The organism is Micromonospora sp. NPDC003944 (assembly GCF_053605225.1).
The window spans coordinates 1-21,619 of sequence record NZ_JBSGIV010000069.1 but is presented as its reverse complement, the minus strand read 5'-3'; the positions used below and the strand labels follow the sequence as shown (position 1 = coordinate 21,619).

Here is a 21,619-nt window from a genome sequence, read left to right as displayed (position 1 = left end):
CTGGGGAGCACACTGATGCCGGACGGACTGCCCACCGAGATCGATCTGACCAGGCCGAGCGCGGCCCGGGTGTACGACTACTTTCTGGGTGGGGCGCACAACTTCGAGATCGACAGGCAGTTGGCTGAGCAGATCGCCAGCATGACCCCGAATCTCGCCGCCACCATGCGCTCCGGTCGGGAGTTCCTGCGCCGGGCCGTCCGGGTGCTGCTCGACGCCGGCATCGACCAGTTCCTCGACATCGGCTCCGGAATTCCCACCGTGGGCAACGTGCACGAGGTGGCGCAGGGGGTGAACCCCAAGGCCCGCGTGGTCTACGTCGACATCGACCCGGTGGCCGTCGCGCACAGTCGGGAGCTGTTGGCCGGCAACGAGCTGACCGCTGTCATCCACGCCGACCTGCGCGAGCCGGAGCGGATTCTCGCCGAGACCCGACAGCTCGGGCTGATCGACTTCAGTCGACCGGTGGGCATCCTGCTGGCCGGGGTGGTGCACTTCATCCCGGACGCCGACCGGCCCGAGGAGATCCTGGCCACCCTGCGGGCCGCCGCCGCGCCGGGCAGCTTCCTTGTCGTCTCGCACTCCACCTTCGAGGACCAGCCGCAGGAGATGCTCGACGCCCAGCGCCTCTCCGCCCGTACCGCCACCGAGATCACCCTGCGCTCCCGCGCACAGGTCACCGCCTTCTTCGGCGACTGGACCGTCCAGGAGCCGGGCGTGGTGCACATGCCGCTGTGGCGCCCGGACTCACCGTCCGACGTGGACGAGCACCCGGAGCGGTTCGGCGCCTTCGGGGGCGTCGCCCGGTACGACCAGCCCGTCGGCTGATCGCAGTGGCCGCCGTCCCGGACCCCGCCGGGGTCGACGCAGGCCCGGACCCCGCCGGGGTCGACGCAGGCCGGGACCCCGCCGGGGTCGACGCCGGCCGGGCCGCCACCCGGGGGTACGCCGCCGAGTGGGCCCGCGCGGTGCGCCGGCTCGGTTTCGTGCCGCTCAGCATGGCCGAGACCGAGCGGCTGCTGCTGGTGCACACCATCCGGCTGGCCCAGGCGGTACGCGCGGAGCCGTTCGACGCCCGCCCGGCCGAGGAGGTCGGGCGGGCCCTGGTGGAGGCGCACCTCACCGAGCCGCAGGCTCTGGAGTGGACGCTGCACGCTCTCGGTGCGGACTTCGCTCGGCGGGTCCTTGGCGACGGTGACCGACCTGCGGATCTCGCCGACCGGGTCGCGGCGATGCAGGGCGGCCTGGCCGCCGGGTTCGCCCGCGCACTGCGTGACCGCACCTTCAGCCAGCAGGAGCGGATCGCCAGGTCGGCCTGGCAGGCACGCGACGAGGTCGAGCAGGCGCTGCGCGAGAGCGAGGCCCGGTTCCGGGCGGTCTTCACCGGCGCCGCCATCGGGATCGGGATCGCCGGCGTGGACGGTCAGATCATCGACGTCAACCAGGCCTTCGCCGACATGCTCGGCTACTCGATCGAGGAGTTGCGCGACACCAACGTGGCGGGGCTGTTCCACGCCGACGACGCCGCCGGGATGTGGGACCTCTACCAGGAGCTGATCGAGGGCAAGCACGACGCGGCCCGGGTGGAGAAGCGCTACTACCGCAAGGACGGCACCACGGTCTGGACGGACCTGGCCGTCTCGCTGATCCGACACGAGGGCCGACCCCGATTCACCGTCGCGATGATCGAGGACATCACCGAGCGGTACGAACTCCAGCAGCGGTTGCGCTTCCAGGCGCTGCACGACCCGCTGACCGGGCTGCCCAACCGGACGCTCTTCTTCGAGACGTTGGGACGGGTGCTCGACACCGCGGGCGTCGGGCAGCGGGTCGGGGTGTGCTTCCTCGACCTGGACGGCTTCAAGGCGATAAACGACAGTCTCGGCCACGACCTCGGTGACCGGCTGCTCGTGATGATCGCCCGGAGGCTTGCCGCGTGCGTGGCCGACCACGGCCACCTGGTCGCCCGGATGGGTGGCGACGAGTTCGTGATCCTCGTCGACGGGGGAGACGACGCCGACGACCCGGTCACCGTCGCGGAGGCCGCGCTGGCCGCCGTCGCGGCCCCGGTCCACGTCGGTGAGCACCAGTTGGCCGTCTCGGCAAGCGTGGGCATCGTGCAGTGCCCCGCCTCCGAGACCACCGCGTCGGAGCTGATGAAGGCCGCCGACACCACGCTCTACTGGGCCAAGGCGGCCGGCCGGGGCCGGTGGGCGGTCTACGACCCCGAGCGCGGTGCCCGGGACATCGCCCGCTCGGCGCTCGTCGCCGGACTGCCCGCCGCACTGGACCGGGGCGAGTTCGTGCTGCACTACCAGCCGATCGTGTCGTTGCTCGAGGGCACCATGCTCGCGGTGGAAGCGCTGGTCCGGTGGGAGCACCCGGAGCTGGGCCTGATCGGGCCGGACCGGTTCATCGGCCTGGCCGAGGAGACCGGGCTGATCGTCCGGCTCGGCGAGTGGGTGCTGCGGCGCGCCTGCGTGGACGCCGAACGGTGGTGGCGGGAGTTCCCGGACGCCCGGCTGGTGGTGAGCGTCAACCTGGCCGCCCGGCAGGCCGACGACCCGGCCATCGTGGACACGGTCGCCGACGCGTTGCAGGCCAGCGGGCTGCCCGCGGAGCTGCTCCAACTCGAGTTGACCGAGAGCGCCGTGATGGGCAGCGCCGGTGAGCCCCTGCGCAGCCTGCACCGGCTCGCCGCGCTCGGCGTCCGGCTGGCGGTGGACGACTTCGGCACCGGGTACTCCAACCTGGCGTACCTGCGTCGGCTGCCGATCCACTGCCTGAAGCTCGCCGGTCCGTTCGTCGAGGGCATCCGGGCGGACGGCGCCGACGTGGCGGCCGACCACCGCGACGAACGGATCGTCGACGCGTTGGTCCGGTTGGCGCACGCCCTGGAGCTGTGGGTCACGGCCGAGGCGGTGGAGACCGGCGTGCAGGCCGAACGGCTGCGGTCGCTGCGCTGCGACACCGGGCAGGGCCGTTACTTCGGTGCGCCGGCCCCGGCCGACGCGATCACCGCCCGGCTGCGCGACGGTGTGGAGGGCGTGGAGCACAGTGGAGTGCCGGTGTGAGTGAGCGTGGTGAGCGCACCGGCTGGCGCGGCACCGTGACGCGGAGCGACGGCACGGAACGAAGCGGAGTGCCGGCGTGAGCGGGGAACCGTTCCGGTCCGGATGGTGGCGACGGAGGGCGGCGGCGTGGACCTGACGGACTCGCAGACGGCGGTGACAGTGGTGGCCGGTCTGGCCATCCTGGCCGGGTTGGCCGGTGTGGTGGTGCCCGGTCTGCCGGCGCTGCCGCTGTGCTGGGGTGGGGTGCTGCTCTGGGCGGTCTTCGGTGGCGCCGGTCTGGGTGGCTGGGCGGTGTTCGCGGCGGTCTCTCTGGTGGCGGCGGGCGGCGCCGTGATCAAGTACGCGTGGCCGGGCCGGAACCTGAAGCGCACAGGTGTGCCGACGTCCACGCTGCTCGTCGGTGCGGTACTCGGCATCGTCGGGTTCTTCGTGGTCCCGGTCGTCGGCCTGGTGCTCGGCTTCGTCCTCGGGGTGTGGGCGGCGGAACGGCTGCGCCTGGGCAGCAACCAACTGGCGTGGCCCTCCACCGTGCAGGCCCTGAAGGCCGCCGGCCTGTCGATGCTCGTGGAGTTCCTGGCCGGGATGATCATCGCGGCCCTCTGGGTGACCGGCCTCCTCCTGACCTGACCCCGACCCCCCTTTTTCCGTTGGTGATCAAGAGGTTTGCGTCGGGCGCGGCCCGGAATCTGACGCAAACCTCTTGATCACGGGGGAAGGGGGGTGGGGCGCGGGGCACTTTTTGGGTACGGCGGGACGCCGTACGTGAGAGAGAGGCGTGCCCCGCGCCACCGTGGTCGGGCGGTCCGAGCGCCCGGGGTGGGCCCTGATCGGGCCTGGTCACCGGTCCAGGATGCCGGCCGGGGCGGCCGGACGGCAACGCAATTAGCCCGACGGCGGTGAGATTCCCACCGACTACGTATTGACCGTCTTGATCGGCCGGGTCGACACTTTGCCCACTCGCACGCGGAACCACCTCAGGGAGGTGTGCAGTGGCCACGACACCCGTGCCGACCGCCGAGCAACCAATGGACGACGACGCCCGGCGGCTCGCTGAACTCGGCTACAAACAGGAGCTGCGCCGCAAGTGGAGTGGCTTCTCCAACTTCGCCATCTCCTTCTCGATCATCTCGATCCTGGCCGGCTGCTTCACCACCTTCGGTCAGGCGTGGAACAACGGCGGGCCCGTCGCCATCTCCTGGGGCTGGCCGCTGATCTCGCTGTTCATCCTGATCATCGGCTTCTGCATGGCGGAGCTGGTGTCGGCGTACCCGACCGCCGGTGGGATCTACTGGTGGGCGGCCACCATGGGCCGCCCGGTGCACGGCTGGTTCACCGGCTGGCTGAATCTGATCGGTCTGGTGGCGGTCACCGCCTCGGTCGACTACGGCTGTGCGACGTTCCTCAACCTCACCCTGTCGGCGCTCTTCGACGGTTGGGCCGGGACACTGCGTCAGGCGTTCGTCCTCTTCGTGATCATCCTGGTGTTGCACGGGCTGATCAACATCTTCGGGCACCGGATCATCGACGTACTCCAGAACGTCTCGGTCTGGTGGCACGTGGCCGGCGCGGCGGTCGTGGTGGCCATCCTGGTCTTCGTGCCCGACAACCACCAGAGCTTCCAGTTCGTGTTCACCGAGCGGTTCAACAACTCCGGCTTCGGCGACGGCGACATCGGTGGGCTGACGTTCTGGTTCTACGTGCTGCCGCTGGGCTTCCTGCTGACCCAGTACACGATCACCGGCTTCGACGCCTGCGCGCACGTCTCCGAGGAGACTCGGGGGGCCTCGCAGGCCGCGGCGCGCGGACTCTGGCAGTCGATCTTCTACTCGGCGGTCGGCGGCTGGATCCTGCTGCTGGCGTTCCTCTTCGCGGCCACCGACGTCGAGGCGGTCAACGCCGCCGGCGGCTTCTCCGGCGCGATCTTCGAGTCGGCGCTGACCCCGGTCTTCTTCAAGATCGTCATCATCATCTCGACAATCGGCCAGTTCTTCTGCGGCATGAGTTGCGTGACCTCGATGAGCCGCATGGCGTACGCGTTCAGCCGCGACCGGGCCGTACCCGGGTGGCGGCTCTGGTCCACCGTCGACCGCAACGGCACCCCGGTCAACGCGATCATCGGGGCCACCCTTGCCGGTCTGGTGCTGACCCTGCCGGCGCTCTACGAGAGCTCCGCCGGCATCCCGATCGCGTTCTACGCGGTCGTCTCCGTCGCGGTGCTCGGGCTCTACCTGTCCTTCCTCATCCCGATCGCGCTGCGACTGCGGATGGGTGACCGCTTCGTCCCCGGGCCGTGGACGCTCGGTCGCAGGTACAAGCTGCTCGGCTGGATCGCGGTGATCGAGATCGCGATCATCGCCGTCTACTTCGTGCTGCCGATCGTGCCCGCCGGGGTGCCCGGCAACGACGGCTTCACCTGGTCGGCGGTGAACTACGCGCCACTGGCCGTCGGCGGGGTGCTGCTGGTGGTCGCCGTCTGGTGGTACGCCTCGGCCCGGACGTGGTTCACCGGCCCGGTCCGTACCGTCGAACAGCCCGCGCCGGCCGACGGCCCGGCGCCGGCCGACGACCCGGCCTGACCGGCACCCGGCGGGACGGGCGTCGCTCCCGCCCCGCCGGGTTTGCCGCAGACCCTCGCGGGGGCATTGACGGTGATCCGGTTTGCCAGTAGACCTTGGTGATGGAGGCCCGCGAATGAGGAAAGCTCCGCTCACGCTCGAACAACTGCGGGTCGCCGTCGCCGAGGGCGAGATCGACACGGTGGTGCTGGCCCTGGTCGACATGCAGGGCCGGTTGCAGGGCAAGCGGTTCCACGCGCCGTTCTTCCTCGACCAGGTGGTGGAGGGCGGCAGCGAGGGCTGCAACTACCTGCTCGCCGTGGACGTCGACATGAACACCGTCGACGGGTACGCGATGTCGAGTTGGGAACGCGGCTACGGCGACTTCGCGATGGTGCCCGACTTCACCACCCTGCGCCGGGTGCCCTGGCAGCCCGGCTCCGCCCTGCTGCTGGCCGACCTGACCTGGCTCGACGGCTCCGGTGACGTGGTCGCCTCGCCCCGGCAGATCCTGCGCCGGCAGTTGGACCGGCTGGCCGAGCACGGGCTGACCGCCTACGCCGGCACCGAGTTGGAGTTCGTGCTGTTCCGCGACTCGTACGAGGACGCCTGGCAGCGGGGCTACCGCGACCTCACCCCGGCGAACCAGTACAACGTCGACTACTCGCTGCTCGGCACCGCCCGGGTGGAGCCGCTGCTGCGCCGGATCCGCACCGAGATGGCCGGTGCCGGGCTCACGCCGGAGAGCGCCAAGGGCGAGTGCAACCTCGGGCAACACGAGATCGCCTTCAGGTACGACGAGGCGGTGGCCTGCGCGGACCACCACGTGATCTACAAGAACGGCGCCAAGGAGATCGCCGCCCAGGAGGGGATGGCGATCACCTTCATGGCCAAGCCGAACGAGCGGGAGGGCAACTCCTGCCACATCCACTTCTCGCTCCGGGACTCGTCCGGCGCGTCGGCGATGCTCGGCGACGGGCCGGCGCACCTGTCGCAGACCGGGCAGCGGGTGCTCGCCGGGCTGTTGGCCACCATGCGGGAGTTCAGCCTGCTCTTCGCCCCGAACATCAACTCGTACAAGCGTTACCAGCCGGGGTCGTTCGCCCCGACCGCGCTGCGTTGGGGTGTCGACAACCGCACCTGCGCGCTGCGGGTGGTCGGGCACGGGCAGGGCATGCGGGTGGAGAACCGGGTGCCCGGCGCCGACGTCAACCCGTACCTGGCGATCGCCGGGCTGGTCGCCGGGGCGCTGCACGGCCTCGACGGTGGGTTGGAGCTGGGCGAGGAGTGCACCGGCAACGCGTACGACGACCCGCAGGCCGAGCGCGTCCCCGGCACCCTGCGCGACGCCCTGGCCCTGTGGGAGGCGTCCACCGTGGCCCGCGAGGCCTTCGGTGAGGAGGTGGTGGCCCACTACGCCAACCAGGCGAGGGTGGAGCTGACCGCCTTCGACGCGGCGGTGACCGACTGGGAGCTGAAGCGTGGCTTCGAGCGCCTGTGAGCCCGCGTCCGCCCCGGCCGCGTCGATCATGGAGTCGTGGTGGCCGGATCGCGGGGTTGTGCGGCTTTCGTCAGGCACCACAACTCCATGATCGACAACGACGGGGCGGTGCGGCGTGACGGTGGTTGTTGATCCGGCCTCCGGGGTCGGGTTTCGGGAGGTCGCGGGGGCCTCCGTGGAGGAGGTCGACGCGGCGATCTCCCGGGCGGCTCGGGCGTTCGAGACGTGGCGGCGGGTGGGGCCGGGGGATCGGGGGCGGTTGTTGCGACGGTTCGCCGCCCTCGTCGACGCGCACGTGGACGAGCTGGCCGCCCTGGAGGTGCGCAACTCCGGGCACACCATCGGCAATGCCCGCTGGGAGGCGGGCAACGTCCGTGACGTCCTGGACTACTACGCCGGCGCGCCCGAGCGGCTGACCGGGCGGCAGATCCCGGTGCCCGGCGGGCTCGACGTCACCTTCCACGAGCCACTCGGTGTGGTCGGCGTGATCGTGCCCTGGAACTTCCCGATGCCGATCGCCGCCTGGGGCTTCGTCCCGGCGCTCGCCGCCGGCAACACGGTGGTGCTCAAGCCCGCCGAGTTGACCCCGCTCACCGCGCTGCGCCTGGCCGAGCTGGCCCGCGAGGCGGGGCTGCCCGACGACGTCTTCACTGTCGTACCGGGCGAGGGTTCGGTGGTGGGGGAGCGCTTCGTCAGCCACCCGGCGGTCCGCAAGATCTGCTTCACCGGCTCCACCGAGGTCGGCACCCGGATCATGGCCGGCTGCGCCGCCCAGGTGAAGCGACTCACCCTGGAGTTGGGCGGCAAGAGCGCGAACATCGTGTTCGCCGACGCCGACCTGGAGCGCGCCGCCGCGACCGCGCCGGGCGCGGTCTTCGACAACGCCGGCCAGGACTGCTGCGCACGGTCGCGGATCCTGGTCCAGCGTTCGGTGTACGAACGGTTCCTGGAACTTCTCGAACCAGTGGTACGCGCGGTCCGGGTCGAGGACCCGTCCCGGGACACCGCGGAGATGGGCCCACTGATCTCCGCCGCGCAACGGGACCGGGTCGCCGGCTACCTCGACGGGGCGACCGTGGCCTTCACCGGCTCCTGCCCCGACGGCCCCGGGTTCTGGCACGCGCCGACGGTCCTGCTCGCCGACTCCCCGGCCGACCGGCACTGGCGGGAGGAGATCTTCGGCCCGGTGGTCTCGGTGCTGCCGTTCGACGACGAGGCGGACGCGGTCCGGCTCGCCAACGACACCGAGTACGGCCTCTCCGGCTCGATCTGGACCCGGGACGTGGGCCGGGCGCTGCGGCTGGCCCGCGCCGTCGACGCGGGCAACCTCAGCGTCAACTCGCACTCCTCGGTGCGCTACTGGACCCCGTTCGGCGGGATGAAGCGCTCCGGGCTCGGCCGTGAGCTGGGCCCGGACGCGCTGCACTCCTTCACCGACGTCAAGAACGTGTTCATCGCGACAGAGGAGTGACGCCAGTGCAGGGTCGGTTGCAGGACCGGGTGGCAGTGGTCACCGGAGCGGGCAGCGGCATCGGGTTGGCCACCGTGCGGCGGTTCGCCGCCGAGGGGGCCCGGGTGATCTGCGTGGACATCGACGCGGCGGCCGGCACGAAGGCGGCCGAGGAGTGCGGCGGCGAGTTCGTGGCCACCGACGTGGCCGACGAGGCGGCGGTACGCGACCTGTTCGACGGGGTGGCCGACCGGCACGGTCGGGTGGACATCGCGTTCAACAACGCCGGCATCTCACCGCCGGACGACGACTCCATCCTGGACACCGGCCTGGACGCCTGGGAGCGGGTGCTGCGGGTCAACACCACGAGCGTCTACCTGTGCTGCAAGTACGCCATCCCGCACATGCGTCGGCAGGGCAAGGGGTCGATCATCAACACGGCCTCGTTCGTGGCGTTGATGGGCGCGGCGACGTCGCAGATCGCGTACACCGCGAGCAAGGGCGGGGTGCTGGCGATGACCCGGGAGTTGGGCGTGCAGTTCGCCCGTGAGGGCATCCGGGTCAACGCGTTGTGTCCCGGCCCGGTGGCCACCCCGTTGCTGCTGGAGCTGTTCGCCGCCGACCCGGAGCGGGCCGCCCGCCGGCTTGTGCACGTGCCGATGGGCCGCTTCGGGCAACCGGAGGAGATCGCCGCCGCGGTGGCGTTCCTGGCCAGCGACGACGCCTCGTTCATGACCGCCGCGCAGTTCGTTGTCGACGGCGGCATCACGGGCGCCTACGTCACTCCCCTGTGAGCGCGAGGAGTGAGCCGGGTTTGAGAGGCGCGCGGAGGCCGCTGATCGGCATCAGCGCGTACGTCGAACCCGCCGACTGGGCCGTCTGGCGGGGTGTGCGGGCCGTGCTCCTGCCGGAGGCGTACGTGCGGGCGGTGACGGCCGCGGGTGGCCGGGCGGTGCTTCTGCCGCCCGACGACCTGGACGCCGACGTGGTGGCCGTCCTCGACGGGCTGCTGCTGGCCGGTGGCGCGGATGTCGGCCCGGGGCGGTACGGCCAGCCGGCCGACCCTCGTACCGAGGATCGGCCGGATCGTGACGCCGGCGAGCTGACCCTGTTGGCCGCCGCGCTCGCCGCCGAGATGCCGGTGCTGGGGGTGTGTCGGGGAATGCAGCTGCTCGCGGTCGCGTACGGCGGCACCCTGCACCAGCACCTGCCCGACGTGGTGGGTCACGACGTGCACCGCCCGGCGCCCGGCGTCTACGGCGCCCATCCGGTGCGGTTCGCGCCGGGGAGTCTGGCCGCCTCGGTGCTGGCGGGGGTCGACCGGGTCAACTCGTACCACCACCAGGCGGTCGCCGATCCGGGTCGGCTCACGGTGACCGGTTGGGCGTCCGACGGCGTGGTCGAGGCGGTGGAGGACCCGGCCCTGCCGTTCGTGCTCGGGGTGCAGTGGCATCCGGAGAACGAGCCGGACCCGAGGCCGATCATGGCGCTGGTGCGGGCCGCCGACCGGAGGGTGTGACCGAGATCGCTACCGCCCGTCGATGGCGCCGGTGGGAGGATCGGCGCATGGGCAAGGTCTATCCCGAGATCGACGGTCGACTGCGTGACTTCATCGTGGCCCAGCCGCTCTTCTTCGTGGCGACCGCTCCGTCCGGTGTCGAGGGGCACGTCAACGTGTCGCCAAAGGGCATGCGGGGCACGTTCGTGATCCTCGGCCCGCACCGGGTGGCCTACCTCGACTATCACGGCAGTGGGGCGGAGACCATCGCCCACCTGCGGGACAACGGCCGGATCACGCTGATGTTCTGTGCCTTCGACGGTCCGCCGAAGATCGTCCGGTTGCATGGCCGGGGCAGCAGCGTCGCGGTGACCGAGGGTTCGTTCGCCGATCGGCTCGCCGAGTTTCCCGACCCACCGGACGTGCACGCCGTCCGGGCGGTCATCAGCGTCGAGGTGGAACGGGTCAGCGACTCCTGTGGATACGCGGTGCCGCTGATGGACTTCCGGGGCGAACGCGATCTGTTACTCACCTCACACTCCCGTCGGAGCGCCGAGGATCTGGTCGTCTACCGGGCCACCAAGAACGCGGCGAGCATCGACGGGCTGCCGGTCTTCTGACGTGTCAGGACGCTCCGGCCAGCGCTGGTCCCGGCCGTTGTCCACCCGCACCGTCCGTTGCCCGACGTTCCAGGCGTACGTAAGCAGCGTCCATCGTTCGTGATGCGTTACGTTGCTGGTCCGCTGGGGTACAAGTCGGAGCACGGCGGGTGAAGATCAACGGTCGGGGGGTTCGGCCGGAGCGGGAGGCTGCATGAACTCGGCCCAGGGGGGCGCGGACATGGGGCATCCCACCCTGTCCGGCCGCGAGGTCCCTCCTCTGCTGGCGGCCGCGTTCGCGGCGGGCGGCGAGATGGGCGACCGGCTGGCCACCTTCGACTGGTCATCCGGCTCCCTGGGTGAGCCCGGCCAGTGGCCCCTGGCGCTGTCCAGCTCGGTCGGGATGATGCTCGCCTCCAGCGCGCCGATCGTGATGTTCTGGGGCGACCAGGAGTTGGCCTTCTACAACGACGCCTACCGGCCGACGATCGGCGGCAAGCACCCCGACGTGATCGGCCAACCGGCCCGCTCGCACTGGGCGGAGACCTGGGAGGTGCTCGGCCCGCTGCTCGACAGCGTCCGGAGCACCGGGCGCTCCTACCGTGGCGAGGACCACCCCTTCCTGCTTGACCGGCACGGCTTCGTCGAGCAGACCTACTTCGATGTCTCGTACGACCCGATCCGGGGTGACGACGGCTCGGTCAGTGGCGTCTACTGCATCGTCAGCGAGACCACCGGGCGGGTGCTCGGCGAGCGTCGGCTGCGGGCACTGTCCGAGCTGGGTGCCGAGCTGAACGACATCGGCAGCGCCACGGAGCTCGGCCAGACCGCCGCCGGGGTGCTCGGTCGGCACCGGGCGGACGTGCCGTTCGCCCTGATCTATCTGGTGGACGACGGCGACCAGCTCGCCCTGGCCGGTTGCACCGGCACCACCCCACCCGCCGTCGATGTCGCGTCGCAACTGCTGGGCCGGGTGATCACCAGTGGAGCGCCCGACACGGTCGAGGTGGCCGCGCTGCTCGACGCGTTGCCTGTCGACGCCGCCGACCAGGCCCTCGTGTTGCCGCTCACGGCGACCAACCAGACGGTCGGCGCGCTTGTCGTCGGCGTGGCCCGCCAGTTGCCGCTCGGCGACGACTACCGCGACTTCCTCGACCTGATCGCCGCCCAGATCTCCCGCGCGCTCGGCATCCAGCGGGCGTACGAGCAGGAGCGGGCCCGCGCCGCCGAGTTGGCCGCGCTGGACCGGGCGAAGACCAACTTCTTCGCCAACGTCAGCCACGAGTTCCGCACGCCACTGACACTGGTGCTCGGGCCGTTGGAGGACATGCTTGCCGACCCGCAGCTACCGGCCACCGAGACCGACCGGCTGACCATGATGCACCGCAACGCGTTGCGCCTGCTCAAGCTTGTCAACACCGTGCTGGACTTCTCCCGACTGGAGTCCGGTCGGCTCGCCGCCCGCTACCAGCTCACCGATCTCGCCGACTACACCGCCCGGCTGGCCAGCACGTTCCGCTCGGCCACCGACCGGGCCGGGTTGCGACTCGTGGTGGACTGTCCGCCGCTGCCGGCGCCGGTCTTCGTCGACCGGGACATGTGGGAGAAGATCGTCCTCAATCTGGTGTCGAACGCGGTCAAGTTCACCTTCGACGGTGAGATCCGGGTCCGCGTCCGGGCCGTGGAGGGCGCGGCCCGCCTGGAGGTGACGGACACCGGCACCGGCATCGTGCCCGACGAGCTGCCGCACGTCTTCGAACGCTTCCACCGGGTGGCCGGGGCGCGCGCCCGCACCCATGAGGGCACCGGGATCGGCCTCGCGCTGGTTCGTGAGCTTGTCGAGATGCACGGTGGCGAGGTCGGGCTGACAAGTCAGGTCGACCAGGGCAGCACCTTCACGGTGACGGTTCCGTTCGGGTCGGCGCACCTGCCGGCGGACCGGGTGGCGGCGTTCGGCCCGCTGCCCGAGGGCGAGCCCGAGCAGGCTCGGCTCTTCGTGGCGGAGACCGCCCTGTGGGCAGGTGTCGCGCCGACCCGCGGCATCGACCCGCTGCCGGCGAGGAGTGCCCCGGCGGGCCGGATCCTGGTCGTCGACGACAACACGGACCTGCAGGAGCACGTCAGCCGGTTACTCTCCCCGACCTGGGAGGTGGTCACCGCGAACGACGGGCTCGATGCCCTGCCGCTGGCCAGAGAGGGCGGGTTCGACCTGGTCCTCAGCGACGTGATGATGCCCCGGCTGGACGGGATCGGGCTGGTGAGCGCGCTGCGCGCGGACCCGCGTACCCGGCATGTGCCGATCGTGCTGCTCTCTGCCCGCGCCGGCTCCGCGGAGGCCGTCGCCGGTCTCGCCGTCGGCGCCGACGACTACCTCACCAAGCCGTTCTCCGGGCAGGAGCTGATCGCCCGGGTGCGGGCCAACCTGGAGCTGGGCCAGCTCCGCGGGCAGATCATCCGTCGGCTCCGGGCGCTTGCCGACGCGGCGGTGGCGGTGAACACCGCCCGGTCCACCTCCGACGTGCTCCAGGTCGCCGCCCGGCACGCGTTGAGCCTCGCCGAGGCGGCTCGGGTGGTGGTCAGCGCGGCCGACGCGCGCTTCGAGGCGGACGGTGGCGGCACCACCGGCGGTGACCCGTCCTTCGTGGCCGAGCTGACCGGCACCGCCAGCAAGAAGCTCGGTGAGCTGCGGGTCTGGCGGGCGGCCGGCGACGAGGCGCAGGCCGCCGACGCCGCACTGACCCAGCTGGCCCGGCTCGTCGGGGTGCGGCTGGAGAACGCCCAGCTCTACGAAGCCGAACACCGCATCGCCACCACCCTGCAGCACAGCCTGCTTCCCCGGTCACTGCCCCAACTGCCCGGCGCGGTGGTGGCCAGTCGCTACCTGCCCGGCAGTGCCGACGTGGAGGTCGGCGGCGACTGGTACGACGCGATCGCGCTCAACGGCGACGAACTGGTGCTGGTCATCGGCGACGTGGTCGGCAAGGGCGTCCGGGCGGCCGCGGCGATGGGGCAGCTGCGCAACGCGCTGCGGGCCTACCTCCTGGAGGGCTTCGGCCCGGGTGAGTCGCTGACCCGGCTCAATCGGCTGGTCGGCTCCACCGAGGGCCGCAACTTCGCGACAGTGGTCTGCCTGCTGTTCAACCCCCGCACCGGTCTGCTGCGGTACGCCAGCGCCGGTCACCCGTCCCCACTGTTGATCACCGGAGGCGACGTGGCGTTCCTGCACGACCGGGCGCTCGGTCCGCCGGTCGGCGCCCTCCCCGACACGACGTACGAGTCGGTCGAGGGGGAGTTGGTGGCCGGCGGTCGGCTGCTGCTCTACACCGACGGCCTGATCGAGGACCGCGCGCTCGGCATCGATGCCTCGCTGGATCAGCTCCGCGTCGACGCGGCCACCCCGAGTGAGCACGTGGTGGACCTGATCGACGCGGTGGTCGAGCGGGTCACCGGCCGCCCCCGCCGTGACGACGTGGCGGTCCTCGCCGTGGAGGCGGCGGAGCTGAACCGCTTCGCGCTGCGGCTACCGGCGGACCCGACCCGGCTCAGTGTGCTGCGAAAGCGACTCGAGGATTTCCTGGTCGGGCACGCCGTCGGCGAAACCGACAGGTTCGACCTGACCGTCGCCGTCTCCGAGGCCGCCGCGAACGCCATCGAGCACCCGATCCACCCCGCCGAGGCCATGATCAGTGTGGAGGTGGCCATCGAGGATCGGACGGTGACGGCCACGGTGCGCGACAGCGGGCAGTGGCGGGAGTCGACCGACTCCGGCTTCCGGGGCCGGGGCCTGGCCCTGATCAGAGCGCTTGGCGACCTGTCGGTGCGGCGTACCGACGAGGGTACCGAGGTGACGCTGCGCCGGCAGTTGCAGGACTGACCCTGCGGCCGGAGTCCTTCCGGGCCCGAGTTCCGCGATTGGTGAGGCCGGGGCTCTAGGCCCGGTCGAGCCAGCTCTGCTCGCCGAGGCCGGAGATCTCCAGCACGCGGCGGACCTGCCGGGACGGGCGGACGGTGAGCGTGCCCGGAAACTGCTGGGCGAGCCGGACCAGGGCGTGGATGGCGGCCGAGTCGAAGAAGGTGACCGCACTCAGGTCGAGAGTGATCTTGCCGGCGGGCTCGCGTAGCGCCGTCTGGAGCATCGTGTCCGCGGTAGCCATGTCGACCTCGCCGGCCACGACGACGTGGAGGTGGTCGCCGTCGATCTCCGCGCTGGCGGAGAAGACGGGTGGCGCTCCCCCTTGATCCACGCTGACACCATGGCACAGCCGCTCTGGCAGAGCAACAACCCCCACCGGGCGGCCGTGGCGCGGGTCACCAGCGGCTCCGGCGATAGGCTTGCGGCATGACCGTCCGTCCGCCGCTGACACCAGGCACGCTCTCCCCGATGCGACCGGTGCCACCCCAGATCGCTCGCCCGGAGTACGTGGGTAAGACGCACCCACTCCAGTGGCGTGGCTCGCACGTGCAGACGCCGGAGACCATCGAGAAGATGCGCATCGCCAGCCGGCTCGCCGCCCAGGCGACCCAGTTGGCCGGCGAGCACTGCAAGCCCGGCGTGACGACCGACGAGATCGACAAGGTGGTGCACGAGTTCCTCTGCGACCACGGCGCGTACCCGTCGACCCTCGGCTACAAGGGCTTCCCGAAGTCCTGCTGCACGAGCCTCAACGAGGTGATCTGCCACGGCATCCCGGACACCACGGTCCTGCAGGACGGCGACATCATCAACGTCGACGTGACCGCGTACATCGGTGGGGTGCACGGTGACACCGATGCCACCTTCTGTGTCGGCGAGGTCAGCGAAGAGGCCCGACTGCTCGTCGAGCGGACCCACGAGGCGATGATGCGTGGCATCCGCGCGGTCGCCCCGGGGCGTCAGATCAACGTGGTGGGCCGCGTCATCGAGTCGTACGCCAAACGGTTCGGCTACGGGGTGGTCCGCGACTTCACCGGCCACGGCATCGGCGAGGCATTCCACAGCGGTCTCTACGTGCCGCACTACGACAGCCCGCGCCCCACGGACATCATGGAGCCGGGCATGACGTTCACCATCGAGCCGATGATCACCCTCGGCACCTACCAGTACGACATGTGGGACGACGGGTGGACCGTGGTCACCAAGGACCGGAAGTGGACGGCGCAGTTCGAGCACACCATCGTGGTGACCGACGACGGCCACGAGATCCTGACCCTTCCGTGAGCGCGAGGAACGCAGCGAAGCGGAGTCCCGCAGTCGCGAACAAAGGGCTTGCCGTGAGCGCGAGGAACGCAGCGAAGCGGAGTCCCGCAGTCGCGAACAAAGGGCTTGCGCCGTGACCGACACCCCAGCGGCGCTCCGCGAGGCGCACCACGCGGACGTCTCCGGCGGCTGGCTGCGCCCGGCCGTCTTCGGCGCGATGGACGGCCTGGTCACCAACATCGCCCTGATCGCCGGCGTCGGCGGCGGCGGGGTGTCGCCGCACAGCATCGTGCTCACCGGCACCGCCGGCCTGGTCGCCGGTGCCATCTCGATGGGGCTCGGCGAGTACACGAGCGTCCGGTCCGCAAACGAGCAGGTCGCCGCCGAGGTGGCCAAGGAGCGGCGGGAGCTGGAACGACACCCCGAGGCGGAGGCCCGGGAGCTGGCCGACGCGTGGGTGGCCCGGGGCCTGCCCCGGGACCTCGCCACCCAGGTCGCCGAGGCGGTACGGCGCGACCCGGAGGAGGCGCTGCGGGTGCACGTCCGCGAGGAGTTGGGCGTCGACCCCGACGACCAGCTCAGCCCATGGGGCGCGGCGATCTCGTCGTTCCTGTTCTTCTCGATCGGCGCGCTGATCCCGCTGCTGACGTACCTGTTCGGTGCCACCGAGCTGTGGTTGGCGCTCGCCGTCGGCGGCCTCGGGCTGTTCGCCGCCGGTGCGGTGGTGGCGCGCTTCACCCACCGGCCCTGGTGGACGAGTGGCCTGCGCCAGCTGCTGCTCGGCGCCGCGGCGGCCGGCGCGACCTATCTGGTCGGCGCACTGATCGGCGTGTCCGGCGGGCTGTGACACCGCTCAGGCGGTGAGCAGGTCGTCGACGGTGCCGTCGACCGCACGACCACGGGCGGCCAACTCCTCGGCCTGCCGCGCCAGCACCACACCCACCTCCGTCATGTCCGCGCCGGCCAGCCCGGTGCGCCGCACCGCGTCCCCCGGGTCACGGAAGTACGTCCGACTGAGCAGGCCGGTCACCGTGGCCGCCGCCAACCGGGCCTCACCGAGCATCAGCAGAGCCTGATCGGTCTCGTACCACTCGGCCAGCCGGGCTGCCCGCGAGTGCGCCGCGCTGCCCCTGTACCACGCCTGCCGGGCCGCGGTGCTGAACTCCGCCGGCCGGGCCCGGGCCAGCCGACCCAGGTGCTCGTCGCGCAGCGTCCGCAACCAGCCCGTCGGATCATGCAACGCCTGCGTGGTGACGTACCTGTCGGCGGTGAGCGGCCAGAGCGGCGAGAGCACCCGGGCCTGGGCCAGGTAGTCCTCGGCGGCGGCCACGGTCAGGTCGACGAGCACCCCGTCCACCCGCCGGGTCGCCGGCGGCGGCCCGGTCCCGGGTCGATAGGTGACCACCAGCATCCCCGCCTCGCCGTTCCCGCCGCCGTCGTCGTCACCGTGCGCCAGGGGACCGTGCACCGCGATCGCGAGCGCATCGGCCGGGAACCGCCGCCGGACCGCCTCGGCGACCCGCTCCGCGACCGTCCACCGTCGATCGTCGAGGCCCCGGTCGACACCGGCCGGCTCACTCCTCGCGCTCACGGGTCGGCCTTTGTTCGCGGCTGCGGGGCTCGCAACCCCGGCTCACTCCTCGCGCTCACGGTGCCGCCTTTGTTCGCGGCTGCGGGGCTCGCAACCCCGGCTCACTCCTCGCGCTCACGGGACCACCTCGCTTTGGTTACCGAGCGTCAGCCTAGCCAGCCGACGGCGAAGCGTCGGGCTCGCCGCGCCCGGTCGGAGCCAGCCGGAAGATGTGGATCTCCCGGCCGCCGGCGCGCTGCACGTACGTGCGGTACGCGGGCCACTCGGTGACCAGCAGCTGCCACAACCGTTCCCGCTCCGCGCCGGAGGCCCGCTCGGCCCGCACCGCGACCCGCCGGCCCTTCACGTCCACCTCGGCGGCGGGGTCGGCGAGCAGGTTCATCGCCCAACCGGGGTGGTGGGTCTGCCCCCAGTTCGAGCCGATCACCACGTACGCGTCACCGTCCGGCACGTAGACGAGCGGGTTGCTGCGGGGCTTGCCGGAGCGGCGGCCGGTCGTGGTGATCACCAGGGACGGGATCAGGCCGAGCGCGACCACCCGGCCCCGGGTGAGCCGACCGACCACCCGGTCGACCGGGACCAGCAGACGTGCGGCCGCGCCGAACCACCGATGATGGCCGACCCGGCGGGTGATGTTTCCCAGCGCTGACACGCCGATCAGTCTGCCGGCTGCCCGGCCCCGGCGGCACCCCTGCGTGGTCCCTTTCGGTGGCCCGGCGGACCGATCAGTCCAGCCGCCGTTCGATCGGCAGCCGGGCCCGGGTGAACAGGCCGGCCCCGAGCATCGCCACCACCGGCACCAGGACCAGGACCCCGAGCGCGGGCCACGGCACCAGAAAGGGGTACGGGTCGGGCACCGGCCACGCGGTGGCGTACTGGCGGTTCACCGAGACCAGCACGATCGCGGCGGTGCCGAGGCCGGCCACGATGCCGAGCACCGAACCGAGACCGGCGATGACCCCGGCCTGGCAGATCGCGAGCAGCCGGCGTACCGCCGGGGCCGCGCCGACGGCCGCGAGGGTGGTCAGCTCGGCGCGCCCCTCGGCGGCGGCGAGCGCGGTGGCGATCCCGGCCGCGCCCACCGTGATCAGTCCGGCCGCCGCCGCGAGAAGGAGAAGCAGCGGTGAGACGTCGCGCGGGGCGCCGCCGTACTCCACGTTCAGCGAGAACGTCCCGAAGGAGCGCAGCGCTGCGGTGAACCGCGCCTGCTGCTCCTCGTCGGGCGGGGTCGTGCTGCCGACCACCCAGCCGGACGGGGACCAGCTCAGGTCGAGTTGTCGGGCCGCGTGGGTGGACAGCAACAGACGGGCGGTGCCGGCCGCCTGGGGCAGCGCGTAGCCCGGCAGGTCGCGGAGGGTGGTCGGCGCGTCCGGGTTCGCGTCCGCGCTGAAGACGCGGACGGTCACCAGGCCGTCGTGCAGGTAGCGCGGGTCCGTCACCACCACCCCACCGGCATGCAGCACCTCCGTGGCGGCGGCGGTCGTCGCCGGGTCCGCGCCGGTGAGAAGTGGCAGCGCGATGCCGTCGTCCACCCCGGGCTGGACGTAGCCGCCGAAGTAGTCCGCCGCGCGGACCTGGCAGCGTGGGTCGGTCCGCGCCTGCTGGCGGTGTGCGGCGGGGAGATTGTCGCCGGGCTGCCACGGACAGGCCTGGCTCGGCGGGAGGACGGGCGCCACGTCGCAGTAACGGGCGCCAGTCGGGTCGCAGTTGGGCGCGTACACGGTGGCGACCGCGTCGACTCCCAACTGGTCCCGGGCGGCGTCGGCGACCTGAGCCAGGGTGGGCTGGCCGTCCGGCCGGTTCGCGTACACCAGCATGTGACCGGTCGGCAGCGCCGGCCGATAGGCGCGCGCGTCGCGATCGCGGTCGCTGGCCAGGTACGCGCCGAGGGCCACGCTGCTGGCGACGGCGGCCATCACGGCGCAGATGGCCGGTGCCGCGGCGGCCCGGTTGCGGCTGGCGTCGCGCAGGGCGATCCGTGGTGCCAGCGGCAACACCCGGCCCAGGCGGGCCAGCGCCCCGAGCAGCGTGGGCGTACAACACACCAGACCCAACTCGCCGAGGATCAGCCCGGTGAGGATCACCGCCGGGGAGGTCCGGGTGGCCCCGAACGCCGCCAGCCCCGCCCCACCGACCGCGAGCGTCAGCCCGAGAGCCAACCACCGGCCCTGGGTCTTCGCGGGGGTGCGTCGTCCGGCGAGCCCGGCGCTGACGTCCTGCCGGGCGGCGGTCCAGGCCGGTGCCAGCGCGGCGAGCACCCCGGCCAGCACCGCGACGCCGCCGAGCAGCACCAGCGCGCTCGGCCAGCAGCGGTAGCCGCCGAAGCGGGCGCTGAAGACGTACTGCTCCATCAGCGGTCGGCAGGCGAACGCCGCGCCGACGCCGACCAGCAGGCCGGCGGCGGCGCCCAGCACGCCCAGCACCACGCCGTCGGCGAGCACGACCCGGCGCAGTTGGGCGGCGTCGCCCCCCGCCACCGCGACAAGCGCCAGATCCCGCCGACGGCGACGGACGCCGACGGCGAAGGCCGGCCCGACCAGCAGGACGACCTCCAGCAGCCCGAGGCCTGCGATGAGGACGCCGGTGCTCAGGTCGTTGGCGCCGCTCTGCCGGATCGCCCCGAACCACGTCCGGTCCGCCGTGGTCCCGGAGCCGGTCGGGTTCCGGGCCGTGACCACCACTCCCCGCTGGTTGAGCCGGGACACCAGCGCGGCGTCCACCGCTCCGGGGAGGTCCGCCAGCCAGACGCTGTCCGGCTCCGGGCCGGTCGCCGGCACGGCCCCCGGGTGCAGCGCCACGACCGGCCCGAGGTCGTCGGGGAACTCGACGACCCCCACCACGGTGTACGCCCTGCTCCCGTCCGCGGTGGCAACGGCATGACCGAGACGCAGGCCCAGGCTGCGCAGCGCCACCGGACTGACCGCGACCTCACCGGCCTGCTGTGGCGCCCGGCCGGCCCGGAACCGCACCAGCCCGCGGGCAAGCGGGTCGGTGAGGTCCAGCGCCCGGCCGTTCACGACCTCGTCGCGACGCGGGCCGCGCAGCGTCAACGGAATCCGGGGCCGCACCTCGGTGACCCGGCTGCCCGGCCCCAGCAGGGTGGTCATCTGGGCCGCGGTGACCCGCGCCGGAGCCTCGCCGTCCTGGGTGGACCAGCCCTCACCCCACTCGTCCTGCTCCACCGGGTTGCTGGCGATCCACTGCAACTCCGCGTCGGCCACCCCGAGCCGGCGGTCGACGCGTTCGCCCGGGGTCAGCTCGGCCATGTCGTAGCTGGCCGCCAGGAAAGCCAGCGCCGCGACCGGCAGGGCGATCATCGCGAGCACCAGCGCGGTCCGCCCCCGGGAGCGGCGTGACTCCCGCCGGGCGATCCGCAGCGCCGCCCGCCAGGAGCCGGTCAGCTCGGCGAACCGCCGTCGGCCGACCGGGGCGGGCGGTGCGATCGGCCGCGGTGTCGCGGTGTCGGCCCGAGCAGGGGCTCGCGGTGGCCGCCGGATGGTCACCTGTCGCTGCCGGCCAGCAGCTGCTCGACACTGCCCAACGGTGCCGTGGTGTCGACCAGGACGCCGTCGCGGAGGAACACCACCCGGTCGGCCCAGCCGGCGTGCCGTGCCTCGTGGGTGACCAGCACCCCGGCGGCTCCCGCGTCGATCCGGCGGCGTAGCAGGTGCAGCACCGCCTCGCCGGTCTGCGAGTCCAGGGCCCCGGTGGGCTCGTCGGCGAGCACCAGCCGGCGCTCGCCCACGAGCGCGCGGGCGATTGCCACCCGCTGCTGCTGCCCGCCGGAGAGCTGGTCGGGGAAGCGGTCACCGAGCGCGGGCAGGCCCACCTCGGTGAGCGCGGCCCTGGCCAGCGCTCGGGCGCGGCGTCCGCTGGTGCCGTCGAGCTCCAACGGGAGCGCCACGTTCTCCAACGCGCTCAGACTGCCAAGCAGGTTGAGCTGCTGGAAGATGTAGCCGATCCGGCGGCGGCGCAGCTGGGCCAGCCCGCGGCGGTCCAGCACCCCCAGCGGTTGCCCCTCGACCCGGACCTCGCCGCGGGTCGGACGGTCCAGCCCACCGGCGAGGGCCAGCAGGGTCGCGGCAGCTCTCCGGAGGCCATCTCGTGCAGGGTGACCGCGAGTGCGTACCACTCGGCGTGTTTGTCGTAGTCGTGACGATTCGCGGCGCCGAGGA

16 protein-coding genes and 1 pseudogene are annotated in these 21,619 nt (G+C 72.2%); 12 read left to right on the top strand and 5 right to left on the bottom strand.

What is annotated here, in order from left to right; genetic code table 11:
• Positions 1-15: 15 nt before the first annotated feature.
• From ACWER9_RS26810 to ACWER9_RS26765, 10 genes are all read left to right on the top strand, one after another.
• Entirely contained in the window at positions 16-828 is an 813-nt protein-coding gene (locus tag ACWER9_RS26810; protein ID WP_452304446.1) for an SAM-dependent methyltransferase, read from the top strand.
• Between the two features lie 5 nt (positions 829-833).
• Positions 834-3,074, top strand: coding sequence for a putative bifunctional diguanylate cyclase/phosphodiesterase (locus ACWER9_RS26805; RefSeq protein WP_452304445.1), 2,241 nt, complete (start codon positions 834-836; stop codon positions 3,072-3,074).
• Positions 3,075-3,200: 126 nt separating this feature from the next.
• A complete protein-coding gene (locus ACWER9_RS26800; protein WP_452304444.1) occupies positions 3,201-3,701 on the top strand; it encodes a DUF456 domain-containing protein in 501 nt (166 codons plus the stop codon).
• A gap of 362 nt (positions 3,702-4,063) precedes the next feature.
• A complete protein-coding gene (locus tag ACWER9_RS26795) occupies positions 4,064-5,650 on the top strand; it encodes an amino acid permease (RefSeq protein WP_452304443.1) in 1,587 nt (528 codons plus the stop codon).
• Between the two features lie 115 nt (positions 5,651-5,765).
• Positions 5,766-7,130 carry a glutamine synthetase family protein gene (locus tag ACWER9_RS26790; RefSeq protein WP_452304442.1) on the top strand — a complete coding sequence of 455 codons (1,365 nt, stop codon included), beginning with the start codon at positions 5,766-5,768 and terminating at the stop codon, positions 7,128-7,130.
• Between the two features lie 115 nt (positions 7,131-7,245).
• Complete coding sequence (locus tag ACWER9_RS26785) at positions 7,246-8,601, top strand: aldehyde dehydrogenase family protein (RefSeq protein WP_452304441.1); 1,356 nt, start codon at positions 7,246-7,248, stop codon at positions 8,599-8,601.
• Positions 8,602-8,606: 5 nt separating this feature from the next.
• Entirely contained in the window at positions 8,607-9,374 is a 768-nt protein-coding gene (locus ACWER9_RS26780) for a 3-oxoacyl-ACP reductase (protein WP_452304440.1), read from the top strand.
• A gap of 20 nt (positions 9,375-9,394) precedes the next feature.
• Positions 9,395-10,099, top strand: a complete 705-nt coding sequence (locus ACWER9_RS26775; RefSeq protein WP_452304439.1) for a gamma-glutamyl-gamma-aminobutyrate hydrolase family protein — start codon at positions 9,395-9,397, stop codon at positions 10,097-10,099.
• Positions 10,100-10,146: 47 nt separating this feature from the next.
• A complete protein-coding gene (locus tag ACWER9_RS26770; protein WP_452304438.1) occupies positions 10,147-10,698 on the top strand; it encodes a pyridoxamine 5'-phosphate oxidase family protein in 552 nt (183 codons plus the stop codon).
• A gap of 193 nt (positions 10,699-10,891) precedes the next feature.
• Positions 10,892-14,551 carry a SpoIIE family protein phosphatase gene (locus ACWER9_RS26765; RefSeq protein ID WP_452304437.1) on the top strand — a complete coding sequence of 1,220 codons (3,660 nt, stop codon included), beginning with the start codon at positions 10,892-10,894 and terminating at the stop codon, positions 14,549-14,551.
• A 55-nt stretch (positions 14,552-14,606) separates the two neighbouring features.
• Here ACWER9_RS26765 and ACWER9_RS26760 read toward each other — a convergent pair whose 3' ends face one another.
• The gene (locus ACWER9_RS26760) at positions 14,607-14,921 is read right to left on the bottom strand and encodes an STAS domain-containing protein (RefSeq protein WP_452304436.1); all 315 of its coding nucleotides are present in this window, start codon (positions 14,919-14,921) and stop codon (positions 14,607-14,609) included.
• A gap of 95 nt (positions 14,922-15,016) precedes the next feature.
• On the opposite strand from ACWER9_RS26760, the gene map reads away from it, so the two are divergent.
• Together map and ACWER9_RS26750 are read left to right on the top strand one after the other, a co-directional pair.
• Positions 15,017-15,874 carry a type I methionyl aminopeptidase gene (gene map, locus ACWER9_RS26755; RefSeq protein ID WP_452304435.1) on the top strand — a complete coding sequence of 286 codons (858 nt, stop codon included), beginning with the start codon at positions 15,017-15,019 and terminating at the stop codon, positions 15,872-15,874.
• Between the two features lie 112 nt (positions 15,875-15,986).
• Positions 15,987-16,700, top strand: a complete 714-nt coding sequence (locus ACWER9_RS26750; RefSeq protein WP_452304434.1) for a VIT1/CCC1 transporter family protein — start codon at positions 15,987-15,989, stop codon at positions 16,698-16,700.
• A 6-nt stretch (positions 16,701-16,706) separates the two neighbouring features.
• Here ACWER9_RS26750 and ACWER9_RS26745 read toward each other — a convergent pair whose 3' ends face one another.
• The 4 genes and pseudogenes from ACWER9_RS26745 to ACWER9_RS26730 all read right to left on the bottom strand — a co-directional run.
• Entirely contained in the window at positions 16,707-17,444 is a 738-nt protein-coding gene (locus ACWER9_RS26745; protein WP_452304433.1) for a nucleotidyltransferase domain-containing protein, read from the bottom strand.
• 151 nt (positions 17,445-17,595) lie between these two features.
• A complete protein-coding gene (locus ACWER9_RS26740) occupies positions 17,596-18,096 on the bottom strand; it encodes a nitroreductase/quinone reductase family protein (protein WP_452304432.1) in 501 nt (166 codons plus the stop codon).
• Between the two features lie 73 nt (positions 18,097-18,169).
• Positions 18,170-20,947: an FtsX-like permease family protein gene (locus ACWER9_RS26735; protein WP_452304431.1), complete on the bottom strand. Its 2,778-nt coding sequence runs from the start codon at positions 20,945-20,947 to the stop codon at positions 18,170-18,172.
• A pseudogene (locus ACWER9_RS26730) lies at positions 20,944-21,525 on the bottom strand (ABC transporter ATP-binding protein); the annotation flags it as partial. The gene ACWER9_RS26735 and the pseudogene ACWER9_RS26730, both read right to left, overlap by 4 nt.
• Positions 21,526-21,619 lie beyond the last annotated feature (94 nt).